Annotated in this window: 16 protein-coding genes and 1 tRNA gene; 8 read left to right on the forward strand and 9 right to left on the reverse strand. The window is 57.4% G+C overall.

Annotation, left to right across the window (positions count from 1 at the left end; all coding sequences use genetic code 11):
• Window positions 1-27: 27 nt before the first annotated feature.
• Window positions 28-1,938 carry a transcription antiterminator gene (locus tag DW850_RS00605; RefSeq protein ID WP_117785942.1) on the reverse strand — a complete coding sequence of 637 codons (1,911 nt, stop codon included), beginning with the start codon at window positions 1,936-1,938 and terminating at the stop codon, window positions 28-30.
• 259 nt (window positions 1,939-2,197) lie between these two features.
• Here DW850_RS00605 and DW850_RS00610 point away from each other — a divergent pair, with 259 nt between their 5' ends.
• The 3 genes from DW850_RS00610 to DW850_RS00620 all read left to right on the forward strand — a co-directional run bounded on the left by DW850_RS00610 (window position 2,198) and on the right by DW850_RS00620 (window position 4,289).
• Window positions 2,198-3,187: a D-isomer specific 2-hydroxyacid dehydrogenase family protein gene (locus DW850_RS00610; protein WP_117785943.1), complete on the forward strand. Its 990-nt coding sequence runs from the start codon at window positions 2,198-2,200 to the stop codon at window positions 3,185-3,187.
• A gap of 540 nt (window positions 3,188-3,727) precedes the next feature.
• Entirely contained in the window at window positions 3,728-3,994 is a 267-nt protein-coding gene (locus tag DW850_RS00615) for a type II toxin-antitoxin system Phd/YefM family antitoxin (RefSeq protein ID WP_117799771.1), read from the forward strand.
• Complete coding sequence (locus DW850_RS00620; protein ID WP_117785945.1) at window positions 3,984-4,289, forward strand: type II toxin-antitoxin system RelE/ParE family toxin; 306 nt, start codon at window positions 3,984-3,986, stop codon at window positions 4,287-4,289. Before DW850_RS00615 ends, DW850_RS00620 begins: the two co-directional genes overlap by 11 nt.
• Before the next feature lie 14 nt (window positions 4,290-4,303).
• Here the strand turns inward: DW850_RS00620 and DW850_RS00625 are convergent, their stop codons facing one another.
• Window positions 4,304-5,068, reverse strand: coding sequence for a DeoR/GlpR family DNA-binding transcription regulator (locus tag DW850_RS00625; protein WP_233540578.1), 765 nt, complete (start codon window positions 5,066-5,068; stop codon window positions 4,304-4,306).
• Window positions 5,069-5,274: 206 nt separating this feature from the next.
• On the opposite strand from DW850_RS00625, the gene DW850_RS00630 reads away from it, so the two are divergent.
• On the forward strand, window positions 5,275-6,327 hold the full coding sequence (locus tag DW850_RS00630; RefSeq protein WP_117785946.1) for an aldose epimerase family protein: 1,053 nt from the start codon (window positions 5,275-5,277) through the stop codon (window positions 6,325-6,327).
• Between the two features lie 325 nt (window positions 6,328-6,652).
• Here DW850_RS00630 and DW850_RS00635 read toward each other — a convergent pair whose 3' ends face one another.
• On the reverse strand, window positions 6,653-7,135 hold the full coding sequence (locus tag DW850_RS00635) for a PTS sugar transporter subunit IIB (RefSeq protein ID WP_117785947.1): 483 nt from the start codon (window positions 7,133-7,135) through the stop codon (window positions 6,653-6,655).
• A 157-nt stretch (window positions 7,136-7,292) separates the two neighbouring features.
• On the opposite strand from DW850_RS00635, the gene DW850_RS00640 reads away from it, so the two are divergent.
• The 3 genes from DW850_RS00640 (at window position 7,293) to DW850_RS00650 (ending at window position 8,514) form a co-directional block, all read left to right on the forward strand.
• Window positions 7,293-7,368: transfer RNA gene (locus DW850_RS00640), tRNA-Thr, on the forward strand.
• A gap of 256 nt (window positions 7,369-7,624) precedes the next feature.
• Window positions 7,625-8,134 carry a hypothetical protein gene (locus DW850_RS00645; protein ID WP_117785948.1) on the forward strand — a complete coding sequence of 170 codons (510 nt, stop codon included), beginning with the start codon at window positions 7,625-7,627 and terminating at the stop codon, window positions 8,132-8,134.
• 14 nt (window positions 8,135-8,148) lie between these two features.
• A complete protein-coding gene (locus DW850_RS00650) occupies window positions 8,149-8,514 on the forward strand; it encodes a hypothetical protein (protein ID WP_117785949.1) in 366 nt (121 codons plus the stop codon).
• A 134-nt stretch (window positions 8,515-8,648) separates the two neighbouring features.
• Here DW850_RS00650 and DW850_RS00655 read toward each other — a convergent pair whose 3' ends face one another.
• The 3 genes from DW850_RS00655 to DW850_RS00670 all read right to left on the reverse strand — a co-directional run bounded on the left by DW850_RS00655 (window position 8,649) and on the right by DW850_RS00670 (window position 11,203).
• Window positions 8,649-9,122, reverse strand: a complete 474-nt coding sequence (locus tag DW850_RS00655; RefSeq protein ID WP_117785950.1) for a YhcH/YjgK/YiaL family protein — start codon at window positions 9,120-9,122, stop codon at window positions 8,649-8,651.
• Window positions 9,123-9,326: 204 nt separating this feature from the next.
• A complete protein-coding gene (locus DW850_RS00665) occupies window positions 9,327-10,262 on the reverse strand; it encodes a hexose kinase (protein WP_117648435.1) in 936 nt (311 codons plus the stop codon).
• Between the two features lie 59 nt (window positions 10,263-10,321).
• Window positions 10,322-11,203, reverse strand: coding sequence for an aldose 1-epimerase family protein (locus DW850_RS00670; protein ID WP_089572398.1), 882 nt, complete (start codon window positions 11,201-11,203; stop codon window positions 10,322-10,324).
• Between the two features lie 157 nt (window positions 11,204-11,360).
• Between DW850_RS00670 and DW850_RS00675 the strand changes: the two genes are divergently transcribed.
• A complete protein-coding gene (locus tag DW850_RS00675; RefSeq protein WP_089572399.1) occupies window positions 11,361-11,945 on the forward strand; it encodes a hypothetical protein in 585 nt (194 codons plus the stop codon).
• 75 nt (window positions 11,946-12,020) lie between these two features.
• On the opposite strand, the gene nagA is transcribed toward DW850_RS00675, so the two are convergent.
• The 3 genes from nagA to DW850_RS00690 form a co-directional block, all read right to left on the reverse strand.
• Window positions 12,021-13,190, reverse strand: a complete 1,170-nt coding sequence (nagA, locus tag DW850_RS00680) for an N-acetylglucosamine-6-phosphate deacetylase (protein WP_117646248.1) — start codon at window positions 13,188-13,190, stop codon at window positions 12,021-12,023.
• Between the two features lie 119 nt (window positions 13,191-13,309).
• On the reverse strand, window positions 13,310-14,476 hold the full coding sequence (locus tag DW850_RS00685; RefSeq protein WP_117785951.1) for an SIS domain-containing protein: 1,167 nt from the start codon (window positions 14,474-14,476) through the stop codon (window positions 13,310-13,312).
• Between the two features lie 114 nt (window positions 14,477-14,590).
• Window positions 14,591-15,322, reverse strand: a complete 732-nt coding sequence (locus DW850_RS00690) for a GntR family transcriptional regulator (protein WP_117785952.1) — start codon at window positions 15,320-15,322, stop codon at window positions 14,591-14,593.
• Window positions 15,323-15,363: the final 41 nt, after the last annotated feature.

Below are 15,363 nucleotides of genomic sequence, written 5' to 3' on the forward strand. Positions count from 1 at the left end.
GTAGCCACCCCCGCTTGTACGCAAACCCTACGCACAACGCAACAGGGCGTCCAAGAACTCCTGGTAGCTTTTTGCATGGGAGATGGCGCGCACAGCACCGGGCTTGAGTAGCACACCCGAGATGTAATTGAACAGCTCGCCAAAAAACGCCCGGTCATCACGGGTAATCGACAGCATGATCACCGCATGCACCGTCGCGTTGTTCCACGCAAGGCCGCGCGGGAACAGAGCGACCGAGACGGCAGTGCGCTTGGCGTCCATATCGAGCGGGTGTGGCATCGCGATGTCACAGTATGCACTGGAGCTGATGTCCTCACGCTCCAGTAGGCGCTCAGTAAAATTCTCAAACGCGTAGCCACCCTCGATCAGCGGCGCACTCATCTTGCAAATCGCATCGCGCCAATCGTCAACCTCGGGCTCGATCGCAAAGAAATCCTCGGTGAAGAAGGTGCGCATGCTGCACTCAAGGTTTGTCCGCAGGCGCGCCTTAAGCAGCGCTTCGACACGCTCACGCATCAGCGAAATATCTTGCTTGCTAAAGAACGGAGAGACATTAACCACCGGTACCGGGCAATACCCCGACAGCGGCACGGTTGAAATCACGAGGTCAACGCGCGAGATGTCACCCGCCGCGTCGATGGCAGGCACGATACCCTCAACCACCACACAAGCATCAAGGGCATCGAGGAAACTGTCGATATGAGTCTCGTAGGCGTTGTGACGTGTGCACACCACCAGCGCATGCAGTTTATCGGCATTGGCGCGCTGCCCCTCCACCAAGCACCCCACGTGGAGCGCGATGTAGGCGATTTCGTCTTCGTTGACAGAAACGCCGGTCTCCGCAGCGATGACATCGGCGACAAACACCGCAACATCGTAAATAAACGGTTGACTGCTCTTGATGGCCTCGAGCTGCGGGTTACGCAACAGCATCCCGCAGCGCACGCGGGATAGCATATTGGCCAGATGCAGAGAGAAACGAAGCTCAAACTCGCCATCACTCAAATTAAGCCCGAATTGATCGTGCACGCGCTCCACAATCGCACCCAACAGCTCGCGCGCATGCCGGTGCTCCGGGTCACTTGGTTCAAAACGATTCGCATGAATCAAGTTTGCACCCAGCATCAAGCGGACGGCATCGCGATCGGCATCGGACACGAGCACAGAGAAAAGGTCCTCGATAGCCGCACAAACCTCACCCGCCACCTCGTCAAGACCCTCGCGCGCCTCGTTACCGGCGGGCTGAGCCGCCTTGACCGTCGTCGGTACCGACTCGAACCCATTGCTTGTGCGCTCCACGAAGATGGCAATATGTATGATGAGGCTCGAGAGCGCATAGCCGTTGATGTAGAACCCGCGGCGCTTCAGGCATGCGTCGATGCGCTCCTGCAACTGCGCGAGGTCGAGCTTGGGGAAATAGCGATTGATAAGGTCGATTTGGCTGAAATAGTCCTTCGTCTCGTCAAAGATCAGCTGGTTGACCATCTTCTTCTCACCCGATGCACTGCCCTCGATATACAGCGAGCCCGCGCGCGAACGCAGCACCAGGCCGTACCCGGACAACTCTCGTTTGATGGCAACCAGCTCATTATCGAGCGTCGCAAGCGAGATATAGAGGCTTTCCGCCAAATCAGCCGCGCGCACCTTGCGGTGGCGCATCAGCAGTTCAAACAGAATATAACGCTTGCGCGCCTCGGCCGTCTGCGGCACCTCGTTCGCCTGCTGCGACAGCAGCTGCGCCGCTGCTGTGGCATCCTCGATACGATAGCCCTTCGAGCTGGCACCAATCATGCCCTCATGGGTGCGATTCAGCGCGGTGATGTCGCTTTTGACAGTACGGGAAGAGCATCCAACCTGCGAAGCGATCTGAGACGCCGTGGTCCAGGACGCCCCGCTTTCGAGAATACGAACAATTTCCCTGCTTCGATCGGAACTCACGGCACCCTCCTATCATCGTCTCAGATAACTATACCTTCCGTCATAGGACCTGCCAATTTCACGCACATTCAAATCTTTCACCGCGTAGGTGAAATAGCAATCGTGGAAGTGCTGGTTATGCGATGTTGCAGCACGAAAAAACCGCCTATTATCGTAACGACGATGAATGCGCCACGGGAACGGTATCCCCGAGCGCGGCGGACGGGCCACATGGGCACCGGCCGCGACGTATCATACGCCGACATAGAAAAGGAACGCTATGAACATCAGACTGTTCGAATTGCGCGACGACGAGGTTGCCGCCTACATGCGCGCTGCCGCCAATCTTCCAGCAGGCTACTCCATCTCCTTTGACACTCAAATCCTCTCCGAAGCTAACATTGACTCCGTTGCAGGCTGCGAGGGAATCATCATCAACAACAAATCCGTGATGTCCGCCGCTTTGGTGGAGCGCGCGCACGAGCTGGGCGTTCGTTACATCGCTATCCGCTGCGTCGGCTTCAACCACGTGGACGTCAAGCGCGCCCAGGAGCTGGGCATCAAGGTGTGCAACACCGCCTATCCGCCCTACGGCGTTGCCGAGTTCACCGTTATGCTCATCCTGATGGCCTTGCGCCGCTGCAAGGCCGCCATTTGGCGCCAGCAGGTGAATGACTACTCCCTGGACGGGCTGCTGGGCCGCGAACTGCGCACGCTGACCGTGGGCGTGGTTGGCACCGGCCGCATTGGTCGCACCGTCATCGACAACCTCTCCGGCTTTGGCTGCAAGATCTTGGCCTACGATCCCTACCCCAATGCCGAGCTGGCAAACCGCGACAGCCTCGAGTACGTTGACATGGATACGCTCGTTGCCAACTCCGACGTCATCACCCTGCACGTGCCCCTCATGGACTCCACCCGCGCCATCATCAATGCCGATGCCATCGCCAAGATGCGCGAAGATGTGACCATCGTCAACGTCTCGCGCGGTGAGCTCATCGACACCGATGCCGTCATCGAGGCGATTGAGTCCGAAAAGATCGGTGCGCTTGCTATGGACGTCTTCGAGGACGAAGTGGGCATCTACCATGAGAACCGTATGCACGACATTCTTGCCAACCGCAAGATGGCTTACCTACGCCAGTTCCCCAACGTGCTGCTCACCAACCACATCGCGTTCTACACCGATATCGATGTAAACTGCATGGTCGAGCAGGGCGTTGCCGCTGTTCCCGCTATGGTTGAGGGTACCTGTGCCACTCAATTGTAATCACACCCATTCAGCGCGATAGCGCACCGTAGCCCCCGTCGGAACTTAGGTCCGACGGGGATACTTTTGTTCTTGGGCTTTGCCTTCTCAGCATGATATGGGCTCATAACTCGTCGCAACGCGCCAGCGTGCAGAGCAATCTGGCAACGAAGGCGATGAACACACCACCGGATGAACTGCATCCTGGCCTTTTTGTTTTTAGAATCGTGTTGAGCGTGTCACTTGCCCCTGCTTGCAAGCCTGCTCCACCGGCCGCCGCGACTATCGCGCGCGATTGAGCACCTTACCAATCCCGATTGCATGGGCGCTGCGTCCATGCGCCTCTTTCCGTGTGGCGGATACGACCTTCCCGGTGGATGCCCCACATCCTTGGTCGTATCTGCCTTTTTTGCTTTTGAGCGGCCCGCGCCGCACGTTTGTCTCAATCTGTAACATCGAGCCGGGTTTTCGGTCCCAGCTGTTACAGACCGAGACAATTCGGCGACGCCGATTATTCGATACGGTGTGGTACAATTATGTCCCAACGCAAAGGAGGTACCTATGCCCACCTGTGTGCCTGTCCGAGACATGAAGGACACCGCTGCATTTACCGCGCTTGTTGAGTCCGAGCGCGACGTCACCGTAACCAAGAACGGCTACGAGGCCATGCACTGCATCAGCAGCGACCAGTATCGCCTCATGCAAGACGAAATCGCCAAAGCCAAGCTGCTGTCTCGCATGATGCTGGCAGAAGACGAGATATCGCAAGGCGACTACAGCGACTACGACTCCTTCGCGACCTCGATACGAGACAAATATGACCTATAACGTCGTAATACTCAAAAGCGCACGATACGAATACGAGAGTATTGTCGGATACCTTGCTCAAATCCTCATGAATCCACGTGCAGCAGGCAATTTTGTTGCTGAGTTTGAATATCAGCTTGATCTGCTTCGCGAGCAGCCGCTCCTACGGCCTCTCTCCCATATACGAGAGCTGGCGGCACGCAATTATCGATCGTTTCCCGTCAACAACTACGTGTGTCTTTACAAGTGTGAGCGCGATACGATCTATATCGCCCATGTCTTTCACCAGTCACAGGACTACGCCCGCCTGGTCTAGCCCGGCAGCACGAGCTAGCAGATGACCTGCGTGTGTTCCTCGATGGCGGCGCGGTCCTCGGCGGCGATACCTGGCTCGCACACCACGGCGTCTAAATTGTCCAGGCGACAGAAGGTATAGAAATCGCGCTTGCCGATCTTGCTGGAGTCGGCGATCAGATAGCGCGAGTCTGCCTTGCTAAAAGCGAGCTGCTGGATACGGCCCTCGTCCATGTTGGACGTAGACACGTCACCGTCCAAGATGCCGTTGGCGCCGATAAACGCCGCATCGATGCCCAGCGCGCGCAGGGTATCCTCGGCCGTTGGTCCCACAAAAGCGGCGGTGCGGCGACGGTACATACCGCCCACGAGGCACAGCTCGCAGTCTTCGCGCGCCTCGAGCAGGTTAAACACCGAAAGCGAATTGGTCACAATGCGCAGGCGAAACGTCGGCAGCATCGAGGCCATCTGCTCAACCGTGGTGCCCGTGCCCAAAAAGATGGTCGAGCCCTCCTCGATAAGCTCCACAGCACGGCGCGCAATCTGCAGCTTTTCCTCGGCATGCTTAGTGCGCTTTTCGCTGTGCGAATACTCATGGCGCAACATAGCGTGCGGACGGCCCTGTGCACTGCGGGCTCCGCCGTGCACGCGCTCGATCTCGCCTAGGCTCGCAAGTTCTTCGAGGTCGCGGCGAATCGTCATGTCCGAAACGCCCAACGCATCCGAAATCTCTTTGACCGAGACCGTGCCCTGCTCCTCGAGCAGCTGACGAACCTTATCCTGTCGCTCTGCCTTAATCACGATGAATCCTCGCCGTTCTTTGCGCGCATATCATTCAAACAGTAACGAACAAATTGTATCAGACTCGTACGCGTCAAAAATGAACGCCCGCACAGCTCCAATCATCACTTTTTTGAGAAAAATACCCCCAGCTTTAGTGGGGTGTAGTGATAATCTCGCCTGTTCGCGCTACAGTTTGTCGGAAATACCTCGATGTTAGGAACCAAATGATCACTTCCGAGCTTTTCGGCACCGCGCCGTGCGGTACCCCCGTTCATCGCTACACCCTCAACGGGCCCGAGATCTGCGTTCGCATTATGGACTATGGCGCCACCGTGTTGGGCATCGATGTGCCCGACATTCCCGGCAACGTGCGCGATGTGGTGCTGGGCTTCGATAAGCTCGAGGATTACTTTGACAACCCTGCCTGCTTTGGCTCGACCATCGGACCCGTGGCAAACCGCACCGCGAGCGCCACGATCACCATCAACGGCACGGACTGGCATATGTCCGCCAACGAGGGCGCCAACAACCTGCACAGCGATCTTGAGCACGGCCTGCATAAACGCGTGTGGGATGTTGAGCTCGACGAGGTCCATAACGCAGTGCGCATGACCACCTCGCTTAAGGATGGCGAGCTGGGTCTTCCCGGCAACCGCACCTTTACGGCCGTGTTTACCGTGACGCGCACCGGCGCCTTTCGTATCGAGTATAGCTGCGAGAGCGACTGCGCCACGTACGTGTCCATGACCAACCACACGTACTTTAACCTTGCCGGCCATAACGCCGGCATGGACTGCGAGCACTTCTTTGTTGCTAATGCTGCTCACTACCTGCCCATTAACGAGCAGAACATCCCCACCGGCGAGATCGCTCCGGTCGAGGGAACACCGTTTGACTTTCGCGAGCTTCGCCCCGTCGCACCCGGCATGGAGGCCGACGACCCGCAGATCAAGCAGGCCCGTGGCTACGATCACTGCCTGTGCATCGATGGCTATCAGTACGGCCGCAACCTGCGCCGCGCGATGCACGTCGAGGAGATGTGGACCGGTCGTGAGATGGACTACTACACCACTGCCCCGGGCGTGCAGCTCTACACCGGCAACTGGCTGGGCGACGAGCACGCCAAGGACGATGCCAACTATGGCTGGGGCGCCGGCTTTGCCCTCGAGGCCGAGATGTACCCCGACACGCCGCACCAGCCGCTGTTCCCGCAGGGCATCGTGGGCCCGGGACACCCCTACAGCAATGTGATCGAGTACCACTTTATGAGGCATTAAGCCCACAACGCGACATATCGCACAGCAGCGCCCGCCGGCACCACCGCCGACGGGCGCTTTTTCATCTTTTGGGCTCATTTTCGCTGTGACTGTATGGGTGACATATCAAAACTATGTCCATTTACTACGTTTAGCCCGAAATGCTCGACCATGCGCCAGTTTTTGTTTAATTCGCGAGCCGTCTACCTGCGGTTTTGTTTTTCTCAAATTCAACATGCTCGGCGATAGCCGATCAAACGTAGTAAATGGGCATAGTTTTTGACAGGCGGCATCGCACGCGTCCCTCGCAAGGGCAAAATGATCCGTTTTCCTCCGTCCCCAAGGATCAGTTGAACAGATTGCCGATGGGGTCGGGATTGGAGCTGGGGAGATAGCGGATTTCTAGCTCTATACCGAGTGCTTGCAGCTCTTTGAAGGCAGCGAGGTCTGCGTCGTCTACGGCAACTGCAGGCGTTATGGGGCGCTTGCCTTCCCCTGCTTGCATGTGACCGATGCTGATCTTGGTGATCGGCACACCACCCTTAACCAGCGCGAGCGCATCGGCGGGTGAGGCCACCATGATCAGAATCCATTGACGCGGCGTTGCGGTATGAATGATGTCGATGGTCCTTTGCACCGAGAAAAACCGCATCCACACGCCTTCTGGCGCCGCGACCCTCATAGGCGCCCACTTGCGCGAATCCGCCGCAATCTCGTCGTTAACGATTAGGACGAGGTTGGAACCAACCGCCTCATTCCACAGCACAACGTCTTGCCCGTAAATGAAACGGTCGTCGATGCGTGTGAGAAGAATCTTGGGTTGAGCCATCGCTGCCCCATTCTGTTTGAGACCCGTAAGAGCAAGACATCGCGTCTCCAATATTAGTGCATTTAAAGTGAGAAAAGCCGTCAGAACACTTGCGCGGATGTGCGATGTCCCGTATCATAGACAGCCGTTGACGCCTCACTTGCGTCACCACATGGCCGCCAGCGTAGCTCAGTTGGTAGAGCACCGCTCTCGTAAAGCGGGGGTCACCGGTTCGAGCCCGGTCGCTGGCTCCATTGCTCAAGATAGCCGCCTTCGGGCGGCTTTTTTGTTGCCGATTTTGAGTGCGTGCGCGCCAATCCAAGCATCGCCACGTCAACAGCGGCCCACTCGGTGGACTTCGGGTTTAATGCTTAGGGGCGGGGATTTACCAAAGTGAAAAATTAATGAAAAGAAACCCAGTGCAACAAATGCCATGGCGAGGGCTCGAATTGGCCATATAGATCTAAAATAGTCACGATATACAAATGTCGAGAGACATTGGGGATAGAGATGAAAAGAACTAAGGGTTTTCTTTTGTTGGTATTGATGCTGCTCGGACTGTTCTGCCTGAGTGGCCCTTCTTGGGCCGAGGCTGCCTGTCCTGAAGGTGAGCCTCAGCAGTCTTATACGGGCAGCCTGCTGATAACTGCTAAGGAGGGCGATGCCGACTCTCAGTCTGGGGTAAATCCCCTTGCCACTTTTGAGGGGGACGGCGGAACGGTCAAGCTTGACCATATTGGTAGCGGGATTTTGAGGTGGCAAGTTCTTCCGGACAAAATTGCGAACGATCCCTTCTCTTTTGCTGGAACGATATATCTATACAAGGTTGTGAGCGGAAAACAAAAATACGTCGATTGCTATCCGACAAACGGGTCTGGAATTGCATTCACCGGCATTTCGGGGCAGATTGATACACATGTACGAAAGGGAACCTATGTGGTGCGTTGGGTTGGAGCTGCTGGAGGCCCGATATGGATTGCGGTCTTGCGCCCCGATGTCCAAATAGGTTTCTCTCTCTAGACGGGAAGTTGCTCATGAACGCCATATATGACGGAGATGACTGGGTCGATCATTATACTTGGCGCCTGGTCGGCTCGGATGACAATGGGGATGTGGTGTTTGATGGACTATGTCCAAAGCATCTCCATCCTTTTGTCTCGTCGTTAATTGAGAGTTCCGCTCGTGTTGCCCCCTACAGCTCGGCGTCGCTTCATGATACGGACGTTTTGAAGACCATAAGGGAATCAATTGACGAGGGCACGATGAGCAGCCCGCTGTTTTCTCAGCTTGTGGGGCTAGATGAGATTGGCTCGAAACGACTGCTTGCGGGCGAAAAAGTGGAACTCACTTATCGGTCGATGATTTCAATCCTGCGGCTAGCCGATGTTCTTCGCAAATAAATGAGGCTTCCCTATTCAAAACAGAAAACCCCGCCAAACGTGATTTCCCTAGGGAAAACCCGTTTGGCGGGGTCCTAGCGTGATTTCCCTAGGGGAATCACGCCATCAGACGAACAGCTCAGCCGAGCAGCTCGCTACTCCTCCCAGTAGGCGTCGGCAAGCAACTTAAAGCAGATCTTCTTGACCGGCTGTGCGCCATCGCCCGGGAACTCGAGCGTGGGCATGTGGGGCTCGCCGGCAACGAACAGCGCGAACTTGTCGTCGGTAAGATCGCCGGCGATCGAAGCGTCGGAATCGACCAAATCGTAGTCGTCCTTCTCGTCAAACTCCTGGACCAGCGTCAGGCTGCCCGTAGCGACCTTGAAGGCCTCGCGACCCTCGACGTCGATCTGCAGGTCGTGATAGCGCTGATGCGTCTCATAGTGAGCCTCAGCCTCGGGACGCGTCGTGGGAGACATGACGTTCGCAAAGACCTTCTCACCCAAAATCGGATGGCTGCCGACCTCGAGCTGTGCCGGGTCGTTCTCCTCGAGCCAGTCGATCAGCACGTCGAGGCCCTTGAGCATTCCGCGGTATTCCTCGATATCGCCCAATGCACCGTAAATCATCTAAATCCCCTCTCGGATCGTTTATTTGGCAGCTACTCGGTAAATGCATTACCGACGCTGTTGCCACCCACATACGTCTCGACCAGGGTAAGGTCGGGATTGAACACGACAGCATCGGCGTCGCGCCCCGGCATAATGCTACCGCACTTGCCGTCAACTCTAACCACAAGCAAGCAACCGATGCCGGGGGCGGCGCACAAGCTCCTACAGCTCGGTCACGACAACGCCGTTGTAAACCTCGTCCCAACGATCCATAACCAAGTGGCCAGTCATGGGATCCATGGCATTGAGCTTGCCGCAGGTGTTGGCGGTACGCAGCACCGTCTCGTCATCCGCGCCAGCAGCAATCGCATGCGCGAAGCCGGCAATGGTCGAATCGCCAGAGCCCGTAGCGTTAACGGCGGGGATATCGGGGGTCTTGGCGCGGAATGCACGGCCATTATGGAAGCCCACGGAGCCGGCAGCGCCCATGGACACGACGACCCAGGGGATATCGGAGAAGCGGGCATCAGAGGCGAGCGCGGCGCGGAGCTCGTCCACATCGTCGGTGGTAAAGCTCGTGCCCAGAAGGCCGTTAATCTCGGTCAGGTTAGGCTTGACCAGCTCGGGCTTAATTTCGGACTTAAGGGCGGCCTCGAGCGAAGCACCCGAGGTATCGAGCAGCACCTTGGCGCCGGCGTTCTCGGCAATACCCGTGATCTTGGCGTAGTAGCCTGCCTCGACACCACGGGGCAGCGAACCCGAGATGGTAACGACAGCGGCCTTGCTCGCAAGCTCGGCGAACTTGGCGGTAAAGGCATCGAGCTCCTCGGGGGCAATCGTCGGGCCGCTCTCGAGTAGCTCGGTCTGGTTGCCGGCGTGGAGGATGTTAAGGCAAATGCGAGTCTCGCCCTTGATGGGTACAAAATCATTCTTAATGCCGTTGGCATCCATGAGCTCGGCCATGTAGGCGCCCATGTGGCCGCCGAGTAGACCGGTTGCCACAACGTCGTCGCCCAGCTGACCCAGTACACGGGCCACGTTGAGACCCTTGCCGCCGGCGGTCTTTTCGGGCGTCACACGGTTAACGTCGTCGATAATGAGCTCATCGAGCTGATAGCGTGTATCGACGGACGGGTTCATCGTAACGGTGAGGATCATTTTTAGCTCCTTATCTCGCAGGCTCCTTGTGCCTCGCGATACGAGTCGACAAAACGGAATTACAGAATCTCAATCGTGAACGAGCGAACGACGGTCTCCTTGGGCTTGGCGACAAGGCAGCCACGCTTATGCTCAAGCACGTCGTCCTCATCGGAGCAGGTCGAAAGGCCGCCCCAAGGCTCAACTGCCACAAAATCACCCTCGGGCTTGCTCCACACAATGAGATATGGGAAGCCCTCAAAGCTCAGGCGGACGCCCTTGTCCTCGCCCTTTTTGGAAAGCGTGACCTGGCGGCTCTCGAGCACGTCAAAGATGGTCTCCGCAAAATCGAAGAGCTCGTGCGACAGGGGCAGCGTCTTTCCCACCATGGGGTTCTTGGAGCGCTTGTCCACGTCAATCAAGCCAGTCGAAGGGACAGCGGTGCAAAGCTCTGCAGCCTCTTCTTTCTCAAAGCGCAACTCGTAGTCCGTATAGGCCTCGCCCTCATCGAGCGGGCACCTAAAGCCGGGATGCCCACCGATAAAGAACGGCATGTCCTCGGTGCCCTCGTTGGTAACCTCATAGGAGACACGCACGGCGGCGTCCTCGAGCGTATAGCGGGCGACGAGCCTAAACGGATACGGATAATCGCTCAGCAGCGCGGCGTTATCCTCCGAAGCCAGGCACATAGCCAACTCGTTCTCGCCTTGGCTCAGCAGCTTCCATTCCTGCTTGCGCGCAAAGCCGTGGCGAGCGAGCTTTACATGATGCCCGGCAAACGTCATGGCGCTGTTGTCGCGCAAGCCTCCGCAAATCGGGAAGCAAATCGGCGCCTGGCCGGACCACACGGTGGGATCACCCTGCCACAAGTACTCGCGACCTCCGGCCTCAATCGAGGTAAACGAGCCACCAGCCGTGGAAACCTTAATAGAAATCGAATCGTTGGAGAGAGCGTATTCCATTACCCATCCTTTCGAACAACTGCTTTATTTCACGCAAGCGCCCGTTTCAATCCTAACCATAGAACAAACCCGCACGCTCATCGATGCGTCCGGTATCCCGGCCATGTAACGGGGTACCATACAGACATTGATGCAATTACAGCTGAAAGGCCTTCTTATGCGAACCATCATTCTTTATGCCTCACGCCACCACGGCAATACGAAAAAGCTCGTGGACGCCATCGTCGAGGCGCACCCCGAAATCGATACCCTCGATGTGAAAACGCTCGGCAAAAACGAGTATCCCAACCTGCACGAATACCATCTGATTGGTGTCGCCACGGGCATCTATTACTCCGAGATCGACAAGGACATGGCACGCGTGCTCACTAACGTGTTGCAGCCGCAGGACAAGGTGTTTGGCCTTATGACCTACGGTGGCAAAAACAAGTGGTACGGCAAGGATATCGATGGCATCTGCCGCATGAGGCAGGCCATCTTTATGGGTGTCTACGGCTGCCCCGGCTTTGATACGTGGGGGCCGTTCAAACTCACCGGCGGTGTCCAAAAGGGGCACCCGACCGCTGAGGAAATTAAGGGTGCCGTCGACTTCTTCGACAAGATCGAAGACGAGTATGGAGACATCATCGTCGAAGAGTACGCCAAGCGCGAGAAGCGCCTAGCATACGAGAAGGAGCATCCTGCAGGAGGCCTGGTGGCCGGCGTTAAGCGCACGGCAAAGAAAATCGCTAGCAAGCTGTAACTGTAAAGGTGCTTTTGAGCGTTTAACCCGTACGGCGGGTCCGAGCAGATTCGGGCCCGCCGTCTTTTTCTTTCGTTACTCGGTAAAGGCGTTGCCGACGCTCTGGCCGCCAACATACGTCTCGACGAGGGTGAGCTCATGGTCGAACACGACAAAGTCGGCGTCGCGACCCGGCATGATGCTGCCGCACTTATCCTCGATGTGCGCGGAGCGTGCCGGCACCTCGGTTGCCATGCGAATGGCGATATCGGCGCTGGCGATGCCCCAGTCGACGATGTTCTTGACGCCCTGGGCAAGCGTGAGCACCGAACCGGCAATGCTCTTGCCATCGGCGAGCCAGCACAGGTTGTCCTTCATGATGACGTCCATGCCGCCGCTGGTGTAGCTGCCCTCGGGCATGCCGCCGCAGCCCAGGCAGTCGGTGATGAGTACCGTGTGCTGCCAGCCCTTGGCCTGCAGCAGCGCCTTGATGGCGGCAGGGTTTACGTGCTTGCCGTCACAGATGATCTCGGCGTAGGTCTCGGACGTGGACATAGCAGCACCCACGACACCGGGCTCACGGTGATGCAGCCCGCGCTGGCCGTTATAGGTATGCGTAAAGCAGCTGGCACCGGCGTTGATGGCGGCGATGCACTCATCGTAGGTGGCGTCGGAGTGACCGATGCTGGTCACCACACCCTTGGCGTTCAGAGCAGCCGCATAAGCAGCGGCACCGTCGCGCTCGGCCGCCATGGCGCTCTTAACGATGCGACCGCCCGCAGCCTCCTGCCACTGATCAAAGACCTCCTCGGAGGGATCGATAAGATAAGCGGGGTTCTGCGCGCCCACGTGCTTCATGGTAAAGAAGGGGCCCTCCAGGTAGATGCCCTGAATGCGAGCACCGCAGAAGTCGGGGCCGCGACCCTCGTCCGCCTGAGCGATGGCGGCGCAGGCGTCCTTGATCTGCTCGACGCCATCGGTGAACGTCGTGGGTAGCCAGCTGGTGGTACCGCGACGGGCGAGCTCAGTCGAGCTGATATCGATACCCTCGGGGTCGTTATCGGTAGTTGAGTGGTTGTAGAAGCCATGGATGTGGGTATCGACCATACCCGGTGCGATCCACGATCCCGTGTAGTCCTTGATCTCGCAAGAGGGCTCGTCGGCCTGCCAGGCGCCAAAGACGCCATCCTCGACCATAAGATAGCCGCCCAGCTGCGGGCCTGCCGGCAAGAAGAACTTGTCAGCCTTAATTGCGTACGTGCTCATATGCACTCCTTGCTTCTAAAGCAGTTGACTGTGGTGATGCTTATACCCGGTCCAAGTGAAAACAAAAAGCGCCCGCCCGCCGTTATGAGCGGACGGGCGCCCTTACAGGGGGGACGCGATTAAGCGGTGAAGGGGTGAATCGTCACGCCCTTAACCACGCGGTTGACCGTGCCGGTGGGGCTCGGCGTATCGGGCGTGTTGCCCACGCGCACGGAGTTGAGCAGGCTGATGGCCTGGGCAAACATCACGAACGGCAGGGCAAGGTAGCCCTCGGGGAGTGCCTCATAGCCCTTAAAGGTGAAGGACTCGCCCTCGTAGACGATAGCGCCATCCTGCTGAACGGCAACGGTGTGCTGAGCGATCTCGTCGCCACCGATCTCGTTGAGGATGTCGATATCGTACTGACGGGTGTAGGCATCGTTGTTGACGAACACGAACACGAGGGTCTTGTCGTCGACGAAGGACTTGGGTCCGTGACGATAACCCATGGAGGTGTCGTAGGAAGTGGCAACCAGGCCATGAGCAAGCTCGAGGATCTTGAGCTGGCTCTCCTGGGCAAGGCCACCGAAGGAGCCGGAACCCAAGTAGGTCACGCGGTTGAAGTCGCCAGCCAGGTAATCGGCAACCTCGGACTCGCGAGCGATGACCTCCTCGCCCATCTTGGCGATGGTCTCGACCCACTCGGCCTTCTGCTCGTCGGAAGCCTCGTCAAAGATGAGGGTAGAGAGCAGGGTCATGCAGGTGTAGGAACCGGTCATGGCGAAGCCCTTGTCGTTGGCGCGCGGGATGAGCAGCGTCAGCGCATTGGGATCATCGGCGGACTCGACGGCGAGCTTGCCCTCGGGCGCGCAGGTGATGTTGAGGAACTTGACGTTGTGGACGAGCTCCTTGGCAACGGCAACGGCGGCAAGGCTCTCGGGGCTGTTGCCAGAGCGGGCAAAGGAAACCACGAGCGTGGGATCCTCGGCGCGCAGGAAATCGCGCGGAGCGCTCACGATGTCTGTCGTGGCGATGGGCTTAAAGTCGTAGAGATCAGTGTTGCCAGCGTGACGCAGGTACGGGGCGCAGGTATCGCCAACGTAGTCGGACGTACCGGCACCGGTGAAGACAACGGACAGACGGCCCTCGCCCATAGCACGAGCCTCGGCCAGGAAGGCCTCGATGGCCTCCTTGTTCTCGCGATAGATGTTGAGCGTATCACGCCAAAGCTCGGGCTGCTGAGCAATCTCGGCCGTGGTGATCTGGGCGCCGAGCTCGGTGAGCTCCTCGACACTCTTCTCGAACATTTCTAATACCTCTCTCTAGAAGTAATCCTCTGACGTGCAATTATACACTTCGGTTGGTTATCTGGTAGTAACCAGTTAAATGCAAAGAATCACCATATGGAAACGATGCGGACACTAGTTGCTACGCTGGTGGTAAACCTTGCATTTAAACTGATCGGCACGAGCAACCGAGAGTGTATACTCCACAACCTCGTTTGACTCGTTATACGTAGTCCTGACCAAATCGAGCACAGGCGAGCCCTCGACAATTCCCAAAAGGTGGGCGTCGGTGGGACGGGCTATGCTCGCATAGAACTCCTCTTCAGCCACGCGTATCTTTTGCTGAAAGTCCTGCTCAATCACATCGTAAAGCGGCTTGCGCTCCAGCAGCGGTCGCTTTAGGGACAGAAATTGACGAACCGGTAGATAGCTGCGTTCGACCATCATGGGCATGTTGTCGGCAGAACGAAGGCGCTTAAGCTTAAAAATGCGATCACCGATACGCAATCCCATATGCTCGGCCAGATTCTTATCGGCCTCCATCTCGCAAAACTCGAGAATCGTGGTCTCGGGTTCTCGACCCATCGCGCGCATCTGCTCGGTAAAGCTGTAGGACTGCATAAGATTGGTTGCTTTTGCCGAACGGTCGGTCACAAAGGTACCGCGACCGTGCTGCCGAACCACCAGTCCTAAACGCTCCAGTTCCTGCAGAGCCAAGCGTACCGTAGTGCGCGAGAGACCATAGCGCTCCGAAAGTTCGCGCTCGGAAGGAATCATGTCACCGGCGCGATATTCATGGTCAATCTTTTCGGTCAGAATATCGACCAGCTGATCGTACAGCGGCTGCCTACGCGCTCCGATCGCCATCCTATCCTCCCTTTTGCTCGAATTCGGCTAACTACCTAGGG

Source organism: Collinsella sp. AM36-4AA (assembly GCF_003467795.1).
GTDB lineage: Bacteria > Actinomycetota > Coriobacteriia > Coriobacteriales > Coriobacteriaceae > Collinsella.